This is a genomic window from Bacillus cereus group sp. RP29, from assembly GCF_040459765.1.
In the GTDB taxonomy this organism is placed as follows: domain Bacteria; phylum Bacillota; class Bacilli; order Bacillales; family Bacillaceae_G; genus Bacillus_A; species Bacillus_A paranthracis.
In genome coordinates, this window is sequence record NZ_JARVHN010000001.1 from 1,526,838 (window position 1) to 1,543,244 (window position 16,407).

Sequence of the window (16,407 nt, forward strand, 5' to 3'; positions counted from 1 at the left end):
AAGGAGTGATATGATGAGTTCTTTTTCATTTAATGGGGAACGGAAGAATTATATTCACATCGAAAGAGGATGGAAAAGACCAATATGGGCACCGTTAAGAAGGAATTTCCTAAGTGTTCCGAGTTATCCAGGAGCAAGATTATTAAATACACAGACTGAAATGCGTGTGTTTTCTGTTCCTGTTGGTATTATTGCTCCATCTGGAGTTGATATGAAAATACTTAGTGAAGATATAGCGAGTTGGTTAATTACAGATCAACCAAAAGAACTTATTTTCGATACAGAACCTGACAGAACTTATTTAGCTGTTGTAGATGAAGAGTTCGATGCTGATGAGTTTGTAGAAATTGGACAAGGAAATTTAAAATTCATTTGTCCAATGCCATATAAATTAGGCAAAACAAATACTCATAAGTTTACTCAAGAGTGGTCTACAGAAACAACTTCTTATTTCACGAATAAAGGAAGCGTAGAAGCTCCAGCATTAATTGAAATGACTGTAAAAAAACCAAGTACCTTTTTAGATGTATGGTTTGGTGAGTATCCGTATAATCGTGATTATTTTAGAATCGGTTATCCGTTGAAAACAGAGCAACTACCTGTAGAGAGAAATCAAAGGCTGATATGGGATGAAATGACTACCACTGTTGGGTGGAGTAAAGTAAGTTCAATGGAAGATGGCAACCCAGTCGGTGAAATGGAATCAGACGGTTATCAATTTTATTGCTCTAATTATGGTACAGGGACAGGAAAAGGATGGAATGGTGCAGCTGTTAAAAAAAATATACCTAATGGGCCAGTGCAAGATTTTATTATGCAGGCTTATGTTACATGTAAAAGTAAACGTATCAATGAGATGGGTCGAGTGGAAATAGCAATATTAGATGAAAACAGTAAAGTGCTTTCGAAAATAGCTATGACTGATGTATTTTGGCAAGCTGAACAAAACTTCGGAACAATGGTAATCGGTTATGATAATAAACCAGGAAGAAGAAGTTTAATTCATGAAAGTGGAGATTATCCAAACACTTGGAACCAGTATCAAGGGCGATTGTGGATAGCTAGAACAGGAAATGTATGGGAAGCGTATATTTCGAAATTCCTCCCGGGGACGGAAAAAGATGATTCTGAACGATTTGTGCGGTGGACGGATGAAAATAACTATCACATGGAAAAAGCGGCGCAAATTCAAATCAGTATTATGCAATGGCAAGATGTACCGCCAGTAGAAGCGATGACCGTTTCAGATTTAAAGTTTTGGAAAGTGAATTTAAATACTCAAAATAATCCGCCTTACATTTTTGATACGGGAGACAAGATTATAATTGATACAGAAAAAAGTCTTGTAACCATTAACGGTAAAAATGCGATTAATTTAAAAGACATTTTTAGTAATTTTCCAAATATCATACGTGGTGAGAATCGTATTGATATAATGCCACCAGATGTTAAAGCGACTGTTAGTTATAGGGAGAGATACAGATGAGAACACCAAGCGGGATTTTGCATGTTGTGGATTTCAAAACAGATCAAATCGTTGCAGCTATTCAGCCAAATGACTATTGGGATGATAATAGGCGTTGGGAACTAAAAAACAATGTTGATATGCTGGATTTCACTGTTTTTGATGGAACTACTCATTCAGCTACACTACAACAACAAAATCTTGTTCTAAAAGAAGTTCGCGATGGAAGAGTTGTACCATATGTCATTACAGAAACAGAGAAGAATTCAGACAAACGATCCATTACCACATATGCTTCAGGAGCTTGGGTTCAAATTGCTAAATCAGGCATTATAAAACCACAAAGGATAGAAGGTAAAACAGTAAACGAATTCATTGATATGGCTCTTGTAGGCATGAAATGGAAACGTGGAAAAACAGATTATGCAGGTTTTCACACTATGACCATTGATGAATTTATGGATCCGTTAACTTTTTTAAAGAAAATAGCTTCTTTATTCAAATTAGAAATTCAATATCGCGTTGAGGTTCAAGGGTCACAAATAGTTGGATGGTATGTTGATATGATTCAAAGGCGTGGCCGAGATACTGGTAAAGAAATAGAGTTGGGGAAAGATTTGATAGGTGTTACACGTATTGAACATTCAAGAGATATTTGTACAGCACTAGTCGGATTTGTAAAAGGTGAAGGCGATAATGTAATTACCATTGAAGGTATTAACAGGGGACTTCCGTATATTGTTGATAATGATGCATTTCAACGATGGAACGAACGTGGTAAGCATAAGTTTGGTTTTTATACGCCAGAAACAGAAGAGTTAAATATGACTCCGCAACGTTTAATGACATTAATGGAAATAGAACTGAAAAAACGTATTAATTCTTCAGTTTCGTATGAAGTAGAGGCACAATCGATTGGTCGCATTTTCGGACTAGCACATGAACTAATCAATGAAGGCGATACAATCCGAATCAAAGATACAGGCTTCATACCTAAGCTATATCTTGAAGCTCGTGTTATTGCTGGTGACGAATCATTCACTGATCCTGAACAAGATAAATACGAATTTGGGGATTATAGAGAGATAGTAGACCAAAACGAGGAATTACGGAAGATTTACAACCGAATCCTTAGTAAATTCGGTGAGAAACAAGAAATGCTGGATCAGCTAGATAAATTGGTGAAAGAAGCTAATGAAACAGCAAGTAACGCTAAGAAAGAATCAGAAGCAGCGAAAACACTTGCCGAAAAGGTACAAGAGAATATTAAAAATAATACTGTTGAAATTATAGAAGCTAAGAATCCACCAACAACAGGACTTAAACCTAATAAAACGCTTTGGCGTGATATTAGTAACGGAAAGCCCGGCATTTTAAAAATATGGACAGGTACAGCGTGGGAATCGGTTGTACCCGATGTGGAATCAGTCAAGGAAGAAACACTAGAGCAGGTTAATAAAGATATTGAGGCCACAAAAATAGAGTTAAATCAAAAGGTTCAAGAAGCACAAAATCAAGCAACAGGACAGTTTAAAGAAGTGAAGGAAACCTTGCAAGGTGTTAGTCGTACAATTTCAGATGTGCAAAACGAACAAGGAAATATTAATAAAAAAGTGACTCAAATAGAACAAACTTCAGATGGATTTAAAACTTCTATCGAAACGTTAACGAAAAAAGATAGTGAAATAAGCAGTAAATTAAATACAGTAGAGCAAACTGTGGAAGGCACAAAAAAGACTATTTCTGACGTGCAACAAAAAACAGGTGAACTAAAGCAAACAACAACTGAACTTAAAGAACAAGCAGGGAAAATCACCGAAAAGTTGACAAGTGTAGAAACAAAGGTTAATAACGATAAAGCAGGAGGACGTAATCTTTTATTAGATTCAAATATTAAGTATGAAAAAACAGATTATCTAATCAATCAATATTCTCTAACTGAAAATTTCTTTGCAGGTGAGGAATATACCTTTGTAATTAAGGGGAGTGTCCCACAAGGTCAGAAATTTGGGATTTGGCAGAATGGTGGTTCGAATAACGTTGGATATGCAACAAGTGTTTATGCTAATGGAATAACGTATGTAACCTTTAAAGCTGTTGCAACTACAAGCGGGAATGAACGAAAGTTAAGTTTATATAACTACCCAAGTAATACTACAAAGGCAATTGTAGAATGGGTTGCTTTATATAAAGGGAATAAGCCGCAGGATTGGACACCAGCCCCAGAAGATCAGGTAACAAACGATGAATTCACCAAGAAAACAACCGAGATTGAAAAAAGTGTAGATGGCGTAAAAAACACTGTAACCACTGTTCAAAATAGCCAAGCCGGATTTGAAAAGCGTATGTCTACAGTGGAACAAACAGCAAGTGGATTATCTTCCACAGTAAGTGATTTAAACAATGTAGTATCAGATCAAGGAAAGAAGCTTACTGAAGCAAATACAAAAATTGAACAACAAGCAACGGCAATCGGGGCGAAAGTTGAGCTTAAACAAGTAGAGGATTATGTTGCGGGTTTTAAGATTCCTGAGTTGAAACAAACAGTTAATCAGAATAAACAAGATTTATTAGATGAATTAGCTAATAAGCTTGCAACTGAACAATTTAATCAAAAGATGACTTTGATTGATAATCGTTTTTTTGTCAATGAACAGGGTATCAATGCTTCCGCTAAAAAGACAGAGGTATATACAAAAGAGCAAGCAAATGGACAATTTGCCACATCATCGTATGTAAGAGATATGGAAACCCGTCTTCAGTTAACTGAAAAGGGCGTTAGTATATCTGTAAAAGAAAATGATGTCATTGCAGCATTCAATATGAGTAAAGAAAACATTACTTTGAATGCAAACAGGATTAACTTAAGAGGTTTTATTACAGCAGACCATATCAAAGGGCAAGTTTTAGAAGGAGTAACACTTAGAACTACTGGAAGTAGATTTGTTGAAATAAACCAGCAAAACTTTAAGATTTTTGATGCAAACAAACCTCGCGGTTATATGGGATTTATGGAGACGACAGATGGAAGTATTCAACCGTCCATCGTTCTGGGTTCTGACAATACTAAATATAGAGGTACAGGGTCATTCTATATGTATCAAGCGATACCCCGAATAGATGGTGTTGAGCAACCTTCTAAAGCATGGGCGAAACTTGGAATATCTAAAGGGGAAAATGCTGAGGGGAATAATATTTGGTCAAATTATATTCAAATGCAGAATGACGGTGGACATCTGAGCGTATATTCAGATGGACAATTTCGTTTTAAAAACTTGAATGATATTATTTTTGAATCTGAAGGATGGGCTCCAGGATATGGTTACTTCTCTGTAACTACAACTGAACCACATATTTTTACAAATAACTCGGGGCAGTTTACTTTCAACAGAAAAGGCAGTGACTATAAAATACATTTCGTAAACGGCGCCACCGATCATGATTTAATCATGGGTAATGCAATGATAAGGTCAAGTTTTGTACAAGGTTATAACAATGGCTTGCAGATTAAAGATATGATGGGGCAAGGGTGGAAAGATATAGAATTAAGAACGCTGCGAGCTAAAGAAAATATATCTGCTACAGGGCGTATGTGGGCGCAAGAATTTATCCCTAATTCTTCTCGTACGCTTAAAACGGACATAGAAGACCTTCCGTTCTCTGCTTTAGATAAAATCAACTCTGTAAACATCAAACAGTATCACTTTATAAGAGATGTTGAACGCTTCGAGTCAGGGGAGTCTATTACACTTCCAATTAATTACGGTATGATTGCGGAGGACTCTGACGATGTATTCACCACACCACAGAAAGACGCTGTAACACTTTATAGCTCGGTTGCAATTTCTATTCAAGCAATACAAGAAGTTGACTTTAAAGTTAAAAATCTTCAATTTGACCACGGTATGTTGAAGCAGGAAGTTGTCACTCTTAAAGAACAACTTGAAGCAGAAAAACTTGAGAAAGTTTCAATGAAAGCTGAAATTGATGAATTAAAGGTATTAGTACAACAATTAATAAATGAGGAACCAAAGCAGCCATAAGCTGTTTTTTATTTTGCATAAAATACGGCTTTGAGTAAAAATTCAATTCATAGATCAGGAGGAGCGACTTCGCTTCTCTTTTTATTTTGAGGAGATGATCAGTGTGAAACGAATAGTAGACCAAGCAATTTATGAAAAGTATGTTAGCCAAGAAAACAAAAACCTAGTCAAAGATTTTCTAATCGAAAAGAAAGCACAAGGGAAAGCGGCAAGCACTTTACAGCAATATCATTGGGATTTACGAATTATTTTGTTTCTATTACATCAACACTTCGAAAATAAAAATCTAATTGAATTAACACGTAAGGATATTCGAAACTTATCTATTATTTTTCAAGAGCTGGGAATGTCTAATGCACGTGTAAATGGACTGATGAGCGCATTAAGGTCCGCGTTAGAGTTTTGTGCGGATGATGACGACTATGATTATGAATTTAATGTAGGCTCACGGGTTAGAGGATTACCTAAGAATCCAGTCAGAGAAATCACTTTTATAACTGAAGAACAAATTGAGTGGTTAATCGATGAATTACTTGAACAAGAGAAATATATGTTAGCAACCTATTTAGCGCTTTCTTACTACAGTGCAGCAAGGAAGAATGAAGTTTACCAAGTTCAAAAAGAAGAACTAACAGAACGTTATTTTACGAATGTAGTACGTGGTAAGCGAGGTAAGAAATTCAGATTGTATTATAATCCCCGAGTACAGAAATGTATTCGTTTATATATAGAACAGCGCGGTAAAGATGCTATTCCAGATTTGTTCGTACGAGTTTATAAGAATGGTGAACGAAAACTTTTAAATAAGAGCGCATTTAATTACTGGTGCAAGATATTTTCTAAGATGTTATACGAAAAAGAAGGTAAGGAATATAAAATGAATCCTCACTGTTTTCGTCATAGCAGATTAGATAATTTAAAAGTGCAAGGTGTACCACTCGAAAAATTAAAATCACTTGCAAATCATTCGGATATTTCGACAACACAATCCTATTTAAAAGATAGGAGTGAGGAAGATATTGCAGATATTTTCGGAATGGATCCAAGTTGCTTTGCAGCTTAAAAGGAGGCTTAATAAATGCCAGAACAAAAACATGATGACTTTAAGGAATTATTAGTTGGATTAACAAGGGTGGAAACAAAGTTAGATACGCTTGGTAACGTTAAGGATGTTGCAATTGAAGCGCAGCAGTCAGCGAAAAGTGCTCATTTGAGGATTGATCGATTAGATAAATTAGTATTTTGGATTGGTACTACAGTAGTTGGAGCTATTATCACCGGTGGGATAATGGCTCTTTTTAAATTCGCAGGGAAGTGATCGTATATACGGTCACTTTTTTTATTGAAAGGAGGTGAGATTATGAAAAACTTTGATGCAGCTTCAATTAGTCGTTATGTCGTATTAGTAATCGCTGTGATTAACAGTGTTTTGAATCTTATTGGGTACCAAACGATTGATGACAAAATTACAAACGATTTAGTGGCAGTAATTACAGGAGCTTTCACTCTATATATGGCATGGAAGAACAACTATTTAAGCAATAAAGGATTACAACAAAAAGATGTATTACAAAAAAATAACTTACACTAAAAGGAGATGTTGAACAATGGGTTGTTTTGCAGGATCAGGTGGTCACAATAGTATCGTGCAAGGTGCAAATAGCGCTTATGGGAAAGAACATGTGGAGGATAGAAAGTTCCTTGATGCAGTTGCTAAGTATGTACAAGCAGCTGGATGGAAATATGTGAATTGTTCTGATGAAGTTGGAACAACACAAACTGCAGTTTGGAGCAATGCAGCAAATAATCATTTACGTGTAGCGGATAGTAATGTAGATTTGCAATTTCATTTGAATGCTACACCTGGTGGTACAGGGTGTGAAGTTTGGTTACATCCTTCGTACGGAAATAGAGAATTAGCAGCAAAGATTTCAAAGGCAATGGCTGATGCATTTGGATTGAGAGATCGAGGGATTAAATTTTCTACGGATTTAGGATGGATTAATAAAACTAAGACTGGATTACTCCCTGAAATTTGCTTTATCGATAATGAAACAGATATGCAAAAATACCGTGCTAACTTTGATAAGGCAGCTAAAGCGGTAGCTGAAGTTATTGTTGGCAAAACAATTCAATCAAGTACAAATAATGGAGAGGTGGAGATCACAGTGAATAAATTTAATAAAGTTGTTACGTATGAATTTGGAACAGCGTTAGTACCAGAAATGTTAGGAATGATGGATTCTTTAGGATATGAATCTCGTATTATTTCTGGTGGGGACAAGCAAGGTCTAGTTAGATTTGAGACAAATTACCGCCAAGGGAATGAATTAGATCGAGCAACAGTATGGTTAGATGCGAAAGGACTTAAATACTTCTATACAAAAGAATAGTTTGATTAACAAAAAAGCCGTCATGTGACGGCTTTTTTTATTGTTCAATTACTGTTGCACTAATTTTAGGCATTCCTGTTTTATCTTTTTCATCATAGGCGCCATAAATCGTTACTGTTGCACCTTTAGATATTTTTAGCCCGCTTTTGAGTGTTATGTCATTTTCATTTGATTGCACACCACTTTGTGCAATTTGAATAGTGTACATACCTTTTCCATCATTTTCATTTGTACTTAAGACAAAAGAAGGTAACGCTGAAGATTTTAATAATAAATCTACCGTTCCCGTAGCTTTAAGCCTTTTTCCTTTTTCGTATTGACCTCCATTTGCTTTAACAAAACTAACTTCTTCAGCATTTTGCTTTATCTTCTTATTTAATTCATCCTGAGATGTTAAATCTTTTTTAGTTTCTGGTTGGGATTTGACGTTTGCTTTTTCGCTTGATTCACTTTGTTTAGAAGAATCACAAGCTGTGAGACCTAACAATAAGGTACTTCCAATGCAAATACCTATAAGTTTTTTATACATTTTCATTATCCCCCTCTATATCCTCTACCCAAATTTCTTCCATGTGCAATTTTAATTCTTTTGCAATTTTGTAAGCCGTAAGAAAACTAGGGAGCGTCGTATTATTAACAAGTGAGCTCATTGTAGTTTGACTAATTCCAATAAGTTTTGAAAATTCCTTTTGACGTATTTCCCTTTCAGCAAAAATAATACGAAGTTTACATTTTAATCGCACAATATCACCTCTTTAATTATATACAATTCGCATATGGAAATGTGTCCTCCTTTAATTTAATCAACGAATATTTAGAAAAATTTAAATGGACAGGCAATATAGCCCCTTCTAAGTCATATACCTATATCAAGACCACGAGGAACACCAAGTGGGATCGAGGACAACAAGAGGGGAGAGGGCGCGCATGCGTTGGCAATATTCACACTTAAATGAAACGCCTTACCTGTATCCATCAAAAGAATTAAGAAGTATGTATAGAAATTCCGATGGCAAGAAAGAAACAAATGCAATTATGGACCACATGGAAAGACATGAGGTTTTTGATAATCGTGAGTACAGAGGTTATTACCGTTTGTCAAAAGATATAATGGATGATTTATATGAAGATGAGGATGAAGTGCTTGAGTGGGGAGATGTCATTAATGAGTATCAACCGGTTATGACACCGAAGGGATTACAACTCATTCGAAAAGAGGGATTCAAATGACAATCGTAGGAGAAGCAGTAGTAGTATGGACGGCAACAGGCTTGTCAGTTATTACGATGAAGGTTGCAAAGAAAATGGGTCAGAGTGTTCCATATTGGCTTCCACGTATGACCATGTACACAACGCTCACAGGCTCGTTCTTGTATCTTCTACGATATGTTCTCTTTGCGTTTCTATAAAGGAAGAGAGTTATGGAATTTGAGTCGCTAGGGCTAACAACGAAACTCCCTTGTACGAACGATGTTTACTTGCGAGGGAGTTTTATACCCAATTAAGGGTATAAAAAGGGGGAGAAAAATGATCGAATTATTAATGGTGCCAGCTACTGGTTTAACAGTCGCATTGTTCGGTGATAAGTTCAAACGTAAAGATGATGATAAGCGAAAGATACAAGTGTTCTTTGAGGTATCTGGAATTGCTATAAAGAGAGAAGACAAATTGCATTATCCGAAGTTTCAAAAGCAAGTCGATGATGATCGAAGCACAACTTTTATTTATACCTTGCCCGTTGGAATGCCAAGTAAAATTATTCAAAAGGTCGAGGATGTTGTAAGCGAAGGATTAAATAAGCCTGTTCGAATTCAATATGATAATTACAGATTGAATATTCGTGTATTCCATAAAGAAATACCGAAGAAATGGGATTGGTCTACACGATTAGTGACAAAAGGAAAATGGCGTGTACCGATTGGCCAGAGTTTAGAAAGAATTATGTATCATGATTTCGATGAAACGCCACATATGGCAATTGGCGGGTTAATCCGTATGGGGAAAACAGTGTTTTTAAAGAATATGTTTACTACCTTATCATTAGCTAATCCTGATCATGCACATTTTTATTTAATTGATCTGAAAGAAGAAGGATTGGAGTTTAGTGAATATAAGAAACTGCAGCAAGTTGAAATGATAGCAGAAACACCGCAACAAGCGCATGCGATGTTAATAAAAGTCATGGAGAAGATGAGTGAGCGCGGAAAGTTCATGAAAGAGCGCGGCATTAAGAATATTGTTCATACAAAAGAAAGAAATCGGTATTTTATCGTTATTGATGAAGGTGCGGTATTAGCTCCAGCAAAAGGATTACCAAAACCGCATAATCAAATGTTAGAAGAGTGTCAATATATGATCAGTCATATTGCGCGAGTAGGTGGAGCGCTAGGTTTTCGAATTGTTTTTTGTACGCAATATCCAACTAGTGATTCGTTGCCAAGAGTCGTGAAGCAGATGTCTAATGCCAAACTAGGATTTAGATTACCTACACGTACCGCATCTGAAGTTGTAATTGATCAGCCGGGATTAGAAGTATTGCCATCCATTCCAGGAAGGGCCATTTACATGAAAGACACCTTCACTGAGTTACAAGTACCTTTTATTGAAGATGAGATTATGTGGAAACATCTTAGAGAATATGAGGTGGAGAAGGATGAGTACATTGAAACAATTGAAGAAAGAACGTCAGATGATGATACTTGCGACGATTAGAAAGCTGCAGTTTGCCACCAGACGGCATTTAATGTGTGTGCATAATATGGGTGGTATACGGAATGCAAATCGTATTATGAAAGACTTAACGCCTTTTATTAGTCGTGTTACTTACTATAAAGAATATGTTTACTACTTAAATAAAGAAGGGCATGCATTACTAGGGGAAGGAAAGGTTGTTTCTAGAAATAGAATGGAGCATGCGATATTGAGAAATGAAGCGTGGCTGCATTTATTTTGTCCTGATGATTGGCAAATAGAAACAGAAATAAAATATAGAAAAAATGGTGAGAAAAAAAGAATTATTCCTGATGTGAAGTTTCGTGATGAGGAAAGTATACTTCATGCAGTTGAAATAGATCGCTCACAGAAAATGAAAGTGAATGAAGAAAAGTTGAAAAAATATGAAGAACTCACACAAATTTATAAACAAAAGCATAACGGGAAAGTACCAGTTATTCATTTCTTTACAGTGACAAAATACAGAGAAACGAAACTAGAAGAGTTGGCAGCTAAATACGATGTTTTTGTGAAGGTTTATGTAATAGAAGAATTTTAATCACAAAATAAATTATGGGCATATATATAAGAAGAGAGTGGCGAATAAAACGACCACTCTCTTTTGACCACGTTGACCACATTGACCACAACTTGTACCACATTTATTATTTACTTTATGTCCATTTTGTCTAAAATAGAAAATATAGCTGGACAAGAATACACGTTTTATCACATAATGGACACAATGCATCTTTAGAGGTGTAAAGAAAAAACATTGACAAATATAAAATGGCTAGCTATAATTTTGTTTGTTGCCTTGAGGTGATATGATATGAAATGGTCCATCCATCAATTGAATAAATTGAGAAATAAAGGATTGACATTGGATGAGATGGTAGATGTAAGTGAGCTAAAAGAGGTCGAGAAAGATATTCGTGAAATTAATCCTGTTCACGTAACAGGAAGAGTTGATTTTGGCTCCGGTAAGTTTACGTTCCATCTACATATAACTGGAAGCATGGTTTTACCATGTTCTCGCTCTTTAGTAGATGTGACATTACCATTTGACATTAAAACAACTGAGGTGTTCCAAACTTCACAAGAAGAATTTGAAACTGAAGCTGAAATTCATTGTTTAGAAGGAGAAGTACTTGACTTACTGCCCGTAATCAAGGAAAATATACTTTTGGAGATTCCAATGCAAATTTTCAGTGATGATGTTTCTGGTGGAGCACCGACGCAAGGTCAAGACTGGCAAGTGATTTCGGAAGAAGACAAAGAAAAGCCTGTTGATCCAAGATTGGCAGGACTTGCAAAGTTTTTTGACAAATAATCGGAAGACTGGTTCAGGCCTTCATATGAAAATAACTATTTCTTTTAAGGAGGTGGGAAGAATGGCTGTACCTTTTAGAAGAACTTCTAAAACAGTAAAAAGAAAGCGTCGTACGCATTTCAAATTATCAGTACCTGGTATGGTAGAGTGCCCAAGCTGTGGTGAAGCGAAATTAGCTCACCGTGTATGTAAAGCATGCGGTACTTACAAAGGTAAAGAAGTAATCAGCAAGTAATTGCGGGAAAATAAACGTAGAAGATATCTTCTACGTTTATTTTTTTTGTCTTATTCTTCATTTGTTGTATTCTATCTTTTCTAGTAACTGCATATGTTTAATAAAAAATGCATAGGGAGGACTAGAGAGATGGCGACAACAAGACAAGATGCTTGGACTGATGATGAAGATTTGCTTCTGGCAGAAGTAGTACTCCGGCATATTCGAGAAGGTGGAACGCAATTATCTGCCTTTAAAGAAGTGGGAAGACATTTATCTCGTACACCAGCAGCATGTGGCTTTAGGTGGAATTCTTACGTTAGAAAGCAATACAAAGAACGTATTGAAGAAGCGAAGCAACTGCGTAAAGTGGAAAATTATGAAGTGAAAGAGACGAAGGTATTAGAACCTACGTCAATTACATTGAATGATGTTATTGATTTCTTGCAAAATTATAAAGATGAAAACTCTTTAGTGGTGTTGCAACAGCAAATTGAATCGTTACAAACAGAGAAAGAGAGCCTGTTGGAGCGATTATCAGTATATGAGGAAGAATATAGAACATTGCTTGATTATATCGATCAAAAAAGAAGTGTAATGGTAGCGGAAAGAAATAGCGCTCGTTCGAATGGGAAATTAGAGAAGTTAAAGAAATAAAAAAACAGCTGCTATGTAGCTGTTTTTTTATTTCTTATGCAGACTCTTCATTTGTAACCGCATTCAAATTTGTTTCTGGGTGCCAAACGTAAAAATCACCATCAGGTACTGACACAGGTTGGAAATTTAATTTATCCCAAAAACCAGCTGAATGGATACGTGCGATCGTTTTAATTGGGAACTGCAGTCCCTTCGCATAATTTACAAGCATTTCTCCGAATCCTTGTTTTTGGAAAGTTGGTAATACTTCAAGTTTATAAAGTTCTAGGTAAGTACCTGTAATTTCGAATGGTTCCCCGCCGTTCCTTTTCATGTATAGACTCATACGTGCAATGAGTGATCCACCGTAATAAATACCGTAAAATGGAGATTCACTATTGTTTTCAATAATGTTTGCTTGTAATTCTTCTAACATGGATAGTTCTTGAGCTCCGCAGCCTTTAAATTTTTTAAACTCGTCTAATGTTTTATAATTGATGAGCAAGCGCTCAACTTTTGGGAATCCCATAACATCACATCCTTTTTGTCTCATTGAATGCAGAAAAGTGAAAATATTTATAATAATATTATAACTCATTTTTTTATTTTTATGAAGATGATAGTGTATTTCTTTTATTATTTTTTTGAGGATTTGCTAAACTAAGAGTAGAAGTATAGTAATAAGTAGTATATACATATTGAAAGAAGAGGTGGCATTTGATCATCTTTAGTTAATTATGATTCCGTATGAATCGGGGGTTCGCGGAATAAAAGAGGAGGGGAAAAAGGGACTTATGTATCGTGTTCAAATGAGTTCCTTGTGTGAAAATGAAAATTGGAGTTGTGGGACCAGGAGCTATTGGTCTATTGTATACATTTTATTTACAAAAAAGTAATCAAGATGTTACGTTGTTTACAAAGACAGCTAAGCAGGCTGACGAATTAAATATAACGGGTGTAACTTGTATTAGGGAGGGGAAACGTGAAACGGTATTCCCGCCAGTATTACCAATAGAAAGCATGCTAGACCAGCAGCTAGATTATATATTTATTGCTGTTAAGCAATATCATATAACTGACATACTACCTTTTGTGCGAGGGAAATCCTCAGTAGTCTTTTTGCAAAACGGAATGTCACACCTTCATGCTATGCAGAAAATAGAGAATGAAAATATTGCAGTTGGAATTGTAGAGCATGGTGCGAAAAAAGAAGAAAGACATACCGTTTATCATACAGGGATAGGTGTAACGAAGTTTGGAATCGTGCGCGGTCGGTCTATACATTTTGAAAAAATATTTAATTGCTTTCCTTTTCCGCATTTTCCAATTCGAATAGAAGATAATTGGAAGGATGTTATGCACAAAAAATTAGTAGTGAATGTATGTATCAATCCATTGACGGCATTATTACAGGTCAAGAACGGAGAATTGATCACGAACCCGTTTTTTTATCAGATGATGGAGCAAGTATTCAAGGAAGTCGTTTTTCTCGTTAAAGAAGAAAAAGAAATGGTATGGGAAATGGTACGTCATGTATGTGAAAGAACATCTCATAATACATCATCTATGCTGGCAGATGTAAGGGCGAATAGACAAACAGAGATTGGTGCGATTGTTGGATATGTATTAGAAGAAGCTAAGAAACAGCAACGATCCGTTCCGACACTTCAATTTTTGTTCGATGCAATAAAAGGGTTAGAAGTAAAAGTATAAGTGTAATTCTTTGCTTTTACGTGAAACATTGACTACAATGTGGATTGGTGAGAGAACAGGATACGAAAGGAAGAATTATATGGAGATAAAAGAAATCTCTGTTCCGCAACAAGGTGTTGTAGCGGACTATATGAACGGTAAAAAAGAGATACAGTCGTGTTTTGATTATATGTTAACAGAAGATGCTTTTAAACAGCGTGTACAAGATTTGCGTGAGAGGGAGTTTTTCCGCCAAGATTTAGTAGCGCATTTATTAGAATATAATACAAAATTACAAGCGGGAGAAGCTACAATTCAAAATGTAAAAGCGCTTGAAGATGAAGATACATATGTTGTTATAGCTGGACAACAAGCTGGGTTATTAACTGGGCCACTTTATACGATTCATAAAATTATTTCAGTTTTACAGCTTGCGAAGGAAAAGGAAGAAAGTTTAGGCGTTAAAGTTGTTCCTGTTTTCTGGATTGCTGGTGAAGACCATGATATGGATGAAATTAATCATACTTTTGTAACGAAGAATAAAAAAATAAAAAAGACCATTTTTCATGATCGTAATCCGAAAAAGGCGAGTGCTTCAGAGTCTGAGCTTTCTTTGGAAGACTGTAGAAAGTGGATTGAAGAAATTTTTAAAACATACCCTGAAACGAATTTTACAAAGGATGTACTGCGATTTATTGATGATTCTTTACGGAAATCGAATACGTATGTAGATTTCTTTGGTCACCTTATTATGAAAATGTTCATGAATTCTGGTTTAATTCTTGTCGATTCGCATCATCCTGAATTAAGAAAATTAGAAGTGCCGTTTTTTAAACAAATTGTAAGTAAGTATAAAGAAGTGCAAGAGGGGCTTCATAACCAACAGGAAGTAATTAAAGAATTAGGATATAAGCCAATTATTGAAACAAAGTCTAATGCAGTACATATATTTATGGAAATTGATAATGAGCGAGTGTTGCTTGAAGACAATCAAGGGAAGTTTGTTGGGAAAGATGGGACGTATTCCTTTTCATATGAGGAATTGATTGAAGAGATGGAAAGAAGCCCAGAGCGCTTTAGTAATAATGTTGTAACGCGCCCTCTTATGCAAGAGTATGTATTTCCTACGTTGGCGTTTATTGGAGGTCCAGGGGAATTAGCTTACTGGAGTGAATTACAACAAGTCTTCCATACTATCGGCTTCCGAATGCCTCCTGTCGTTCCTCGTATTACAATTACTTATATTGAGAGGGATATAGCGACAGATTTACACGATTTACAATTGCAAGAGAGTGACCCGTTTTTGAATAACGTAGATAAGTTGCGTGAAAACTGGCTATCTAATCAAATAGAGGAACCGATAGATGAACGATTTGTAGAGGCGAAAAAAGAAATAATTGATATTCATAAGTCATTACAACAGTTTGTGAAGAAAATAGATCCTGGATTAAGTTCGTTTGCAGGGAAAAACGAATTCAAAATTAATGAACAAATTGAACTGTTGGAAAGAATGTTGAAAAGAAATGTTGAGAAAAAACATAAAGTGGAACTAAATAAATTCCGTCGTATACAATTTGCACTACGCCCATTGGGAGCGCCACAAGAGCGTGTGTGGAATGTATGTTACTATTTAAATCAGTTCGGTTTAGATTTCGTTGATCGTGTAATGGAAAAACCGTTCTCTTGGAATGGAAAACATCACGTTATAAAACTATAGAATCTTGCTCTTAGGAGCAGGATTTTATTTTTATTCCGTTGAATTTACTGTGAAGTGAAATTTTTCTGAATTATTAATTTTAAAAAAGCTAATATCGTAATTATGCAGGATACTTAAATATATGACAAAATAGCACAAAATGTAAACGTATTATTATCTTTTTCGACAGTTTTTTATTTAAATTCCCGCAAAAGATGATAAA

The 16,407-nt window shown here is 35.6% G+C and carries 18 protein-coding genes; 15 read left to right on the forward strand and 3 right to left on the reverse strand.

The window, feature by feature from the left end; genetic code table 11:
* The first annotated feature begins 13 nt into the window (after positions 1 to 13).
* From QCI47_RS08225 to QCI47_RS08250, 6 genes are all read left to right on the forward strand, one after another.
* A complete protein-coding gene (locus QCI47_RS08225) occupies positions 14 to 1,486 on the forward strand; it encodes a distal tail protein Dit (protein WP_353811741.1) in 1,473 nt (490 codons plus the stop codon).
* Positions 1,483 to 5,508: a phage tail spike protein gene (locus tag QCI47_RS08230; protein WP_001260175.1), complete on the forward strand. Its 4,026-nt coding sequence runs from the start codon at positions 1,483 to 1,485 to the stop codon at positions 5,506 to 5,508. The genes QCI47_RS08225 and QCI47_RS08230 overlap by 4 nt, the downstream gene beginning before the upstream one ends.
* A gap of 103 nt (positions 5,509 to 5,611) precedes the next feature.
* A complete protein-coding gene (locus QCI47_RS08235) occupies positions 5,612 to 6,571 on the forward strand; it encodes a tyrosine-type recombinase/integrase (RefSeq protein WP_319608725.1) in 960 nt (319 codons plus the stop codon).
* Positions 6,572 to 6,586: 15 nt separating this feature from the next.
* Positions 6,587 to 6,826, forward strand: coding sequence for a hemolysin XhlA family protein (locus tag QCI47_RS08240; RefSeq protein WP_001115042.1), 240 nt, complete (start codon positions 6,587 to 6,589; stop codon positions 6,824 to 6,826).
* A gap of 42 nt (positions 6,827 to 6,868) precedes the next feature.
* Positions 6,869 to 7,099 (forward strand): phage holin, encoded by a 231-nt coding sequence (locus QCI47_RS08245; RefSeq protein WP_000787571.1) that lies wholly within the window; start codon positions 6,869 to 6,871, stop codon positions 7,097 to 7,099.
* A 16-nt stretch (positions 7,100 to 7,115) separates the two neighbouring features.
* Positions 7,116 to 7,901, forward strand: a complete 786-nt coding sequence (locus QCI47_RS08250; protein WP_048532957.1) for an N-acetylmuramoyl-L-alanine amidase — start codon at positions 7,116 to 7,118, stop codon at positions 7,899 to 7,901.
* Between the two features lie 37 nt (positions 7,902 to 7,938).
* On the opposite strand, the gene QCI47_RS08255 is transcribed toward QCI47_RS08250, so the two are convergent.
* A complete protein-coding gene (locus QCI47_RS08255) occupies positions 7,939 to 8,430 on the reverse strand; it encodes a hypothetical protein (RefSeq protein ID WP_000277067.1) in 492 nt (163 codons plus the stop codon).
* On the reverse strand, positions 8,423 to 8,644 hold the full coding sequence (locus QCI47_RS08260) for a helix-turn-helix transcriptional regulator (protein WP_001237237.1): 222 nt from the start codon (positions 8,642 to 8,644) through the stop codon (positions 8,423 to 8,425). Before QCI47_RS08260 ends, QCI47_RS08255 begins: the two co-directional genes overlap by 8 nt.
* Positions 8,645 to 8,828: 184 nt before the next feature.
* Here QCI47_RS08260 and QCI47_RS08265 point away from each other — a divergent pair, with 184 nt between their 5' ends.
* The 7 genes from QCI47_RS08265 to QCI47_RS08295 all read left to right on the forward strand — a co-directional run bounded on the left by QCI47_RS08265 (position 8,829) and on the right by QCI47_RS08295 (position 12,817).
* Entirely contained in the window at positions 8,829 to 9,131 is a 303-nt protein-coding gene (locus QCI47_RS08265; RefSeq protein WP_001267642.1) for a hypothetical protein, read from the forward strand.
* Positions 9,128 to 9,310 (forward strand): hypothetical protein, encoded by a 183-nt coding sequence (locus tag QCI47_RS08270; RefSeq protein WP_000156986.1) that lies wholly within the window; start codon positions 9,128 to 9,130, stop codon positions 9,308 to 9,310. The genes QCI47_RS08265 and QCI47_RS08270 overlap by 4 nt, the downstream gene beginning before the upstream one ends.
* A 118-nt stretch (positions 9,311 to 9,428) precedes the next feature.
* Positions 9,429 to 10,613 (forward strand): FtsK/SpoIIIE domain-containing protein, encoded by a 1,185-nt coding sequence (locus QCI47_RS08275; protein ID WP_000571542.1) that lies wholly within the window; start codon positions 9,429 to 9,431, stop codon positions 10,611 to 10,613.
* A complete protein-coding gene (locus QCI47_RS08280) occupies positions 10,555 to 11,172 on the forward strand; it encodes a replication-relaxation family protein (protein WP_000105686.1) in 618 nt (205 codons plus the stop codon). Before QCI47_RS08275 ends, QCI47_RS08280 begins: the two co-directional genes overlap by 59 nt.
* Before the next feature lie 273 nt (positions 11,173 to 11,445).
* A complete protein-coding gene (locus QCI47_RS08285; RefSeq protein WP_000872145.1) occupies positions 11,446 to 11,946 on the forward strand; it encodes a YceD family protein in 501 nt (166 codons plus the stop codon).
* Positions 11,947 to 12,007: 61 nt separating this feature from the next.
* Positions 12,008 to 12,181 (forward strand): 50S ribosomal protein L32, encoded by a 174-nt coding sequence (rpmF, locus tag QCI47_RS08290; protein WP_001984764.1) that lies wholly within the window; start codon positions 12,008 to 12,010, stop codon positions 12,179 to 12,181.
* A 129-nt stretch (positions 12,182 to 12,310) separates the two neighbouring features.
* On the forward strand, positions 12,311 to 12,817 hold the full coding sequence (locus tag QCI47_RS08295; protein ID WP_000246478.1) for an RsfA family transcriptional regulator: 507 nt from the start codon (positions 12,311 to 12,313) through the stop codon (positions 12,815 to 12,817).
* A gap of 34 nt (positions 12,818 to 12,851) precedes the next feature.
* On the opposite strand, the gene QCI47_RS08300 is transcribed toward QCI47_RS08295, so the two are convergent.
* Positions 12,852 to 13,325, reverse strand: coding sequence for an N-acetyltransferase (locus tag QCI47_RS08300; RefSeq protein ID WP_000506707.1), 474 nt, complete (start codon positions 13,323 to 13,325; stop codon positions 12,852 to 12,854).
* A 293-nt stretch (positions 13,326 to 13,618) separates the two neighbouring features.
* Between QCI47_RS08300 and panE the strand changes: the two genes are divergently transcribed.
* Both panE and bshC read left to right on the forward strand, forming a co-directional pair.
* Complete coding sequence (gene panE, locus QCI47_RS08305) at positions 13,619 to 14,509, forward strand: 2-dehydropantoate 2-reductase (protein ID WP_353811742.1); 891 nt, start codon at positions 13,619 to 13,621, stop codon at positions 14,507 to 14,509.
* A 79-nt stretch (positions 14,510 to 14,588) separates the two neighbouring features.
* Positions 14,589 to 16,205: a bacillithiol biosynthesis cysteine-adding enzyme BshC gene (gene bshC, locus QCI47_RS08310; RefSeq protein ID WP_262718295.1), complete on the forward strand. Its 1,617-nt coding sequence runs from the start codon at positions 14,589 to 14,591 to the stop codon at positions 16,203 to 16,205.
* The last annotated feature ends 202 nt before the right edge of the window (positions 16,206 to 16,407 follow it).

Excerpts from the sequence above, each read along its gene's own strand:
- QCI47_RS08275 (WP_000571542.1), top strand. The coding sequence starts at position 9,429 with ATGATCGAATTATTAATGGTGCCAGCTACTGGTTTAACAGTCGCATTG.
- QCI47_RS08285 (WP_000872145.1), top strand. The coding sequence starts at position 11,446 with ATGAAATGGTCCATCCATCAATTGAATAAATTGAGAAATAAAGGATTG.
- QCI47_RS08230 (WP_001260175.1), top strand. The coding sequence starts at position 1,483 with ATGAGAACACCAAGCGGGATTTTGCATGTTGTGGATTTCAAAACAGAT.
- QCI47_RS08280 (WP_000105686.1), top strand. The coding sequence starts at position 10,555 with ATGAGTACATTGAAACAATTGAAGAAAGAACGTCAGATGATGATACTT.
- bshC (WP_262718295.1), top strand. The coding sequence starts at position 14,589 with ATGGAGATAAAAGAAATCTCTGTTCCGCAACAAGGTGTTGTAGCGGAC.
- QCI47_RS08255 (WP_000277067.1), bottom strand. The coding sequence starts at position 8,430 with ATGTATAAAAAACTTATAGGTATTTGCATTGGAAGTACCTTATTGTTA.
- QCI47_RS08300 (WP_000506707.1), bottom strand. The coding sequence starts at position 13,325 with ATGGGATTCCCAAAAGTTGAGCGCTTGCTCATCAATTATAAAACATTA.
- QCI47_RS08270 (WP_000156986.1), top strand. The coding sequence starts at position 9,128 with ATGACAATCGTAGGAGAAGCAGTAGTAGTATGGACGGCAACAGGCTTG.
- QCI47_RS08265 (WP_001267642.1), top strand. The coding sequence starts at position 8,829 with ATGCGTTGGCAATATTCACACTTAAATGAAACGCCTTACCTGTATCCA.
- QCI47_RS08245 (WP_000787571.1), top strand. The coding sequence starts at position 6,869 with ATGAAAAACTTTGATGCAGCTTCAATTAGTCGTTATGTCGTATTAGTA.
- QCI47_RS08240 (WP_001115042.1), top strand. The coding sequence starts at position 6,587 with ATGCCAGAACAAAAACATGATGACTTTAAGGAATTATTAGTTGGATTA.
- rpmF (WP_001984764.1), top strand. The coding sequence starts at position 12,008 with ATGGCTGTACCTTTTAGAAGAACTTCTAAAACAGTAAAAAGAAAGCGT.
- QCI47_RS08250 (WP_048532957.1), top strand. The coding sequence starts at position 7,116 with ATGGGTTGTTTTGCAGGATCAGGTGGTCACAATAGTATCGTGCAAGGT.
- QCI47_RS08295 (WP_000246478.1), top strand. The coding sequence starts at position 12,311 with ATGGCGACAACAAGACAAGATGCTTGGACTGATGATGAAGATTTGCTT.
- QCI47_RS08225 (WP_353811741.1), top strand. The coding sequence starts at position 14 with ATGAGTTCTTTTTCATTTAATGGGGAACGGAAGAATTATATTCACATC.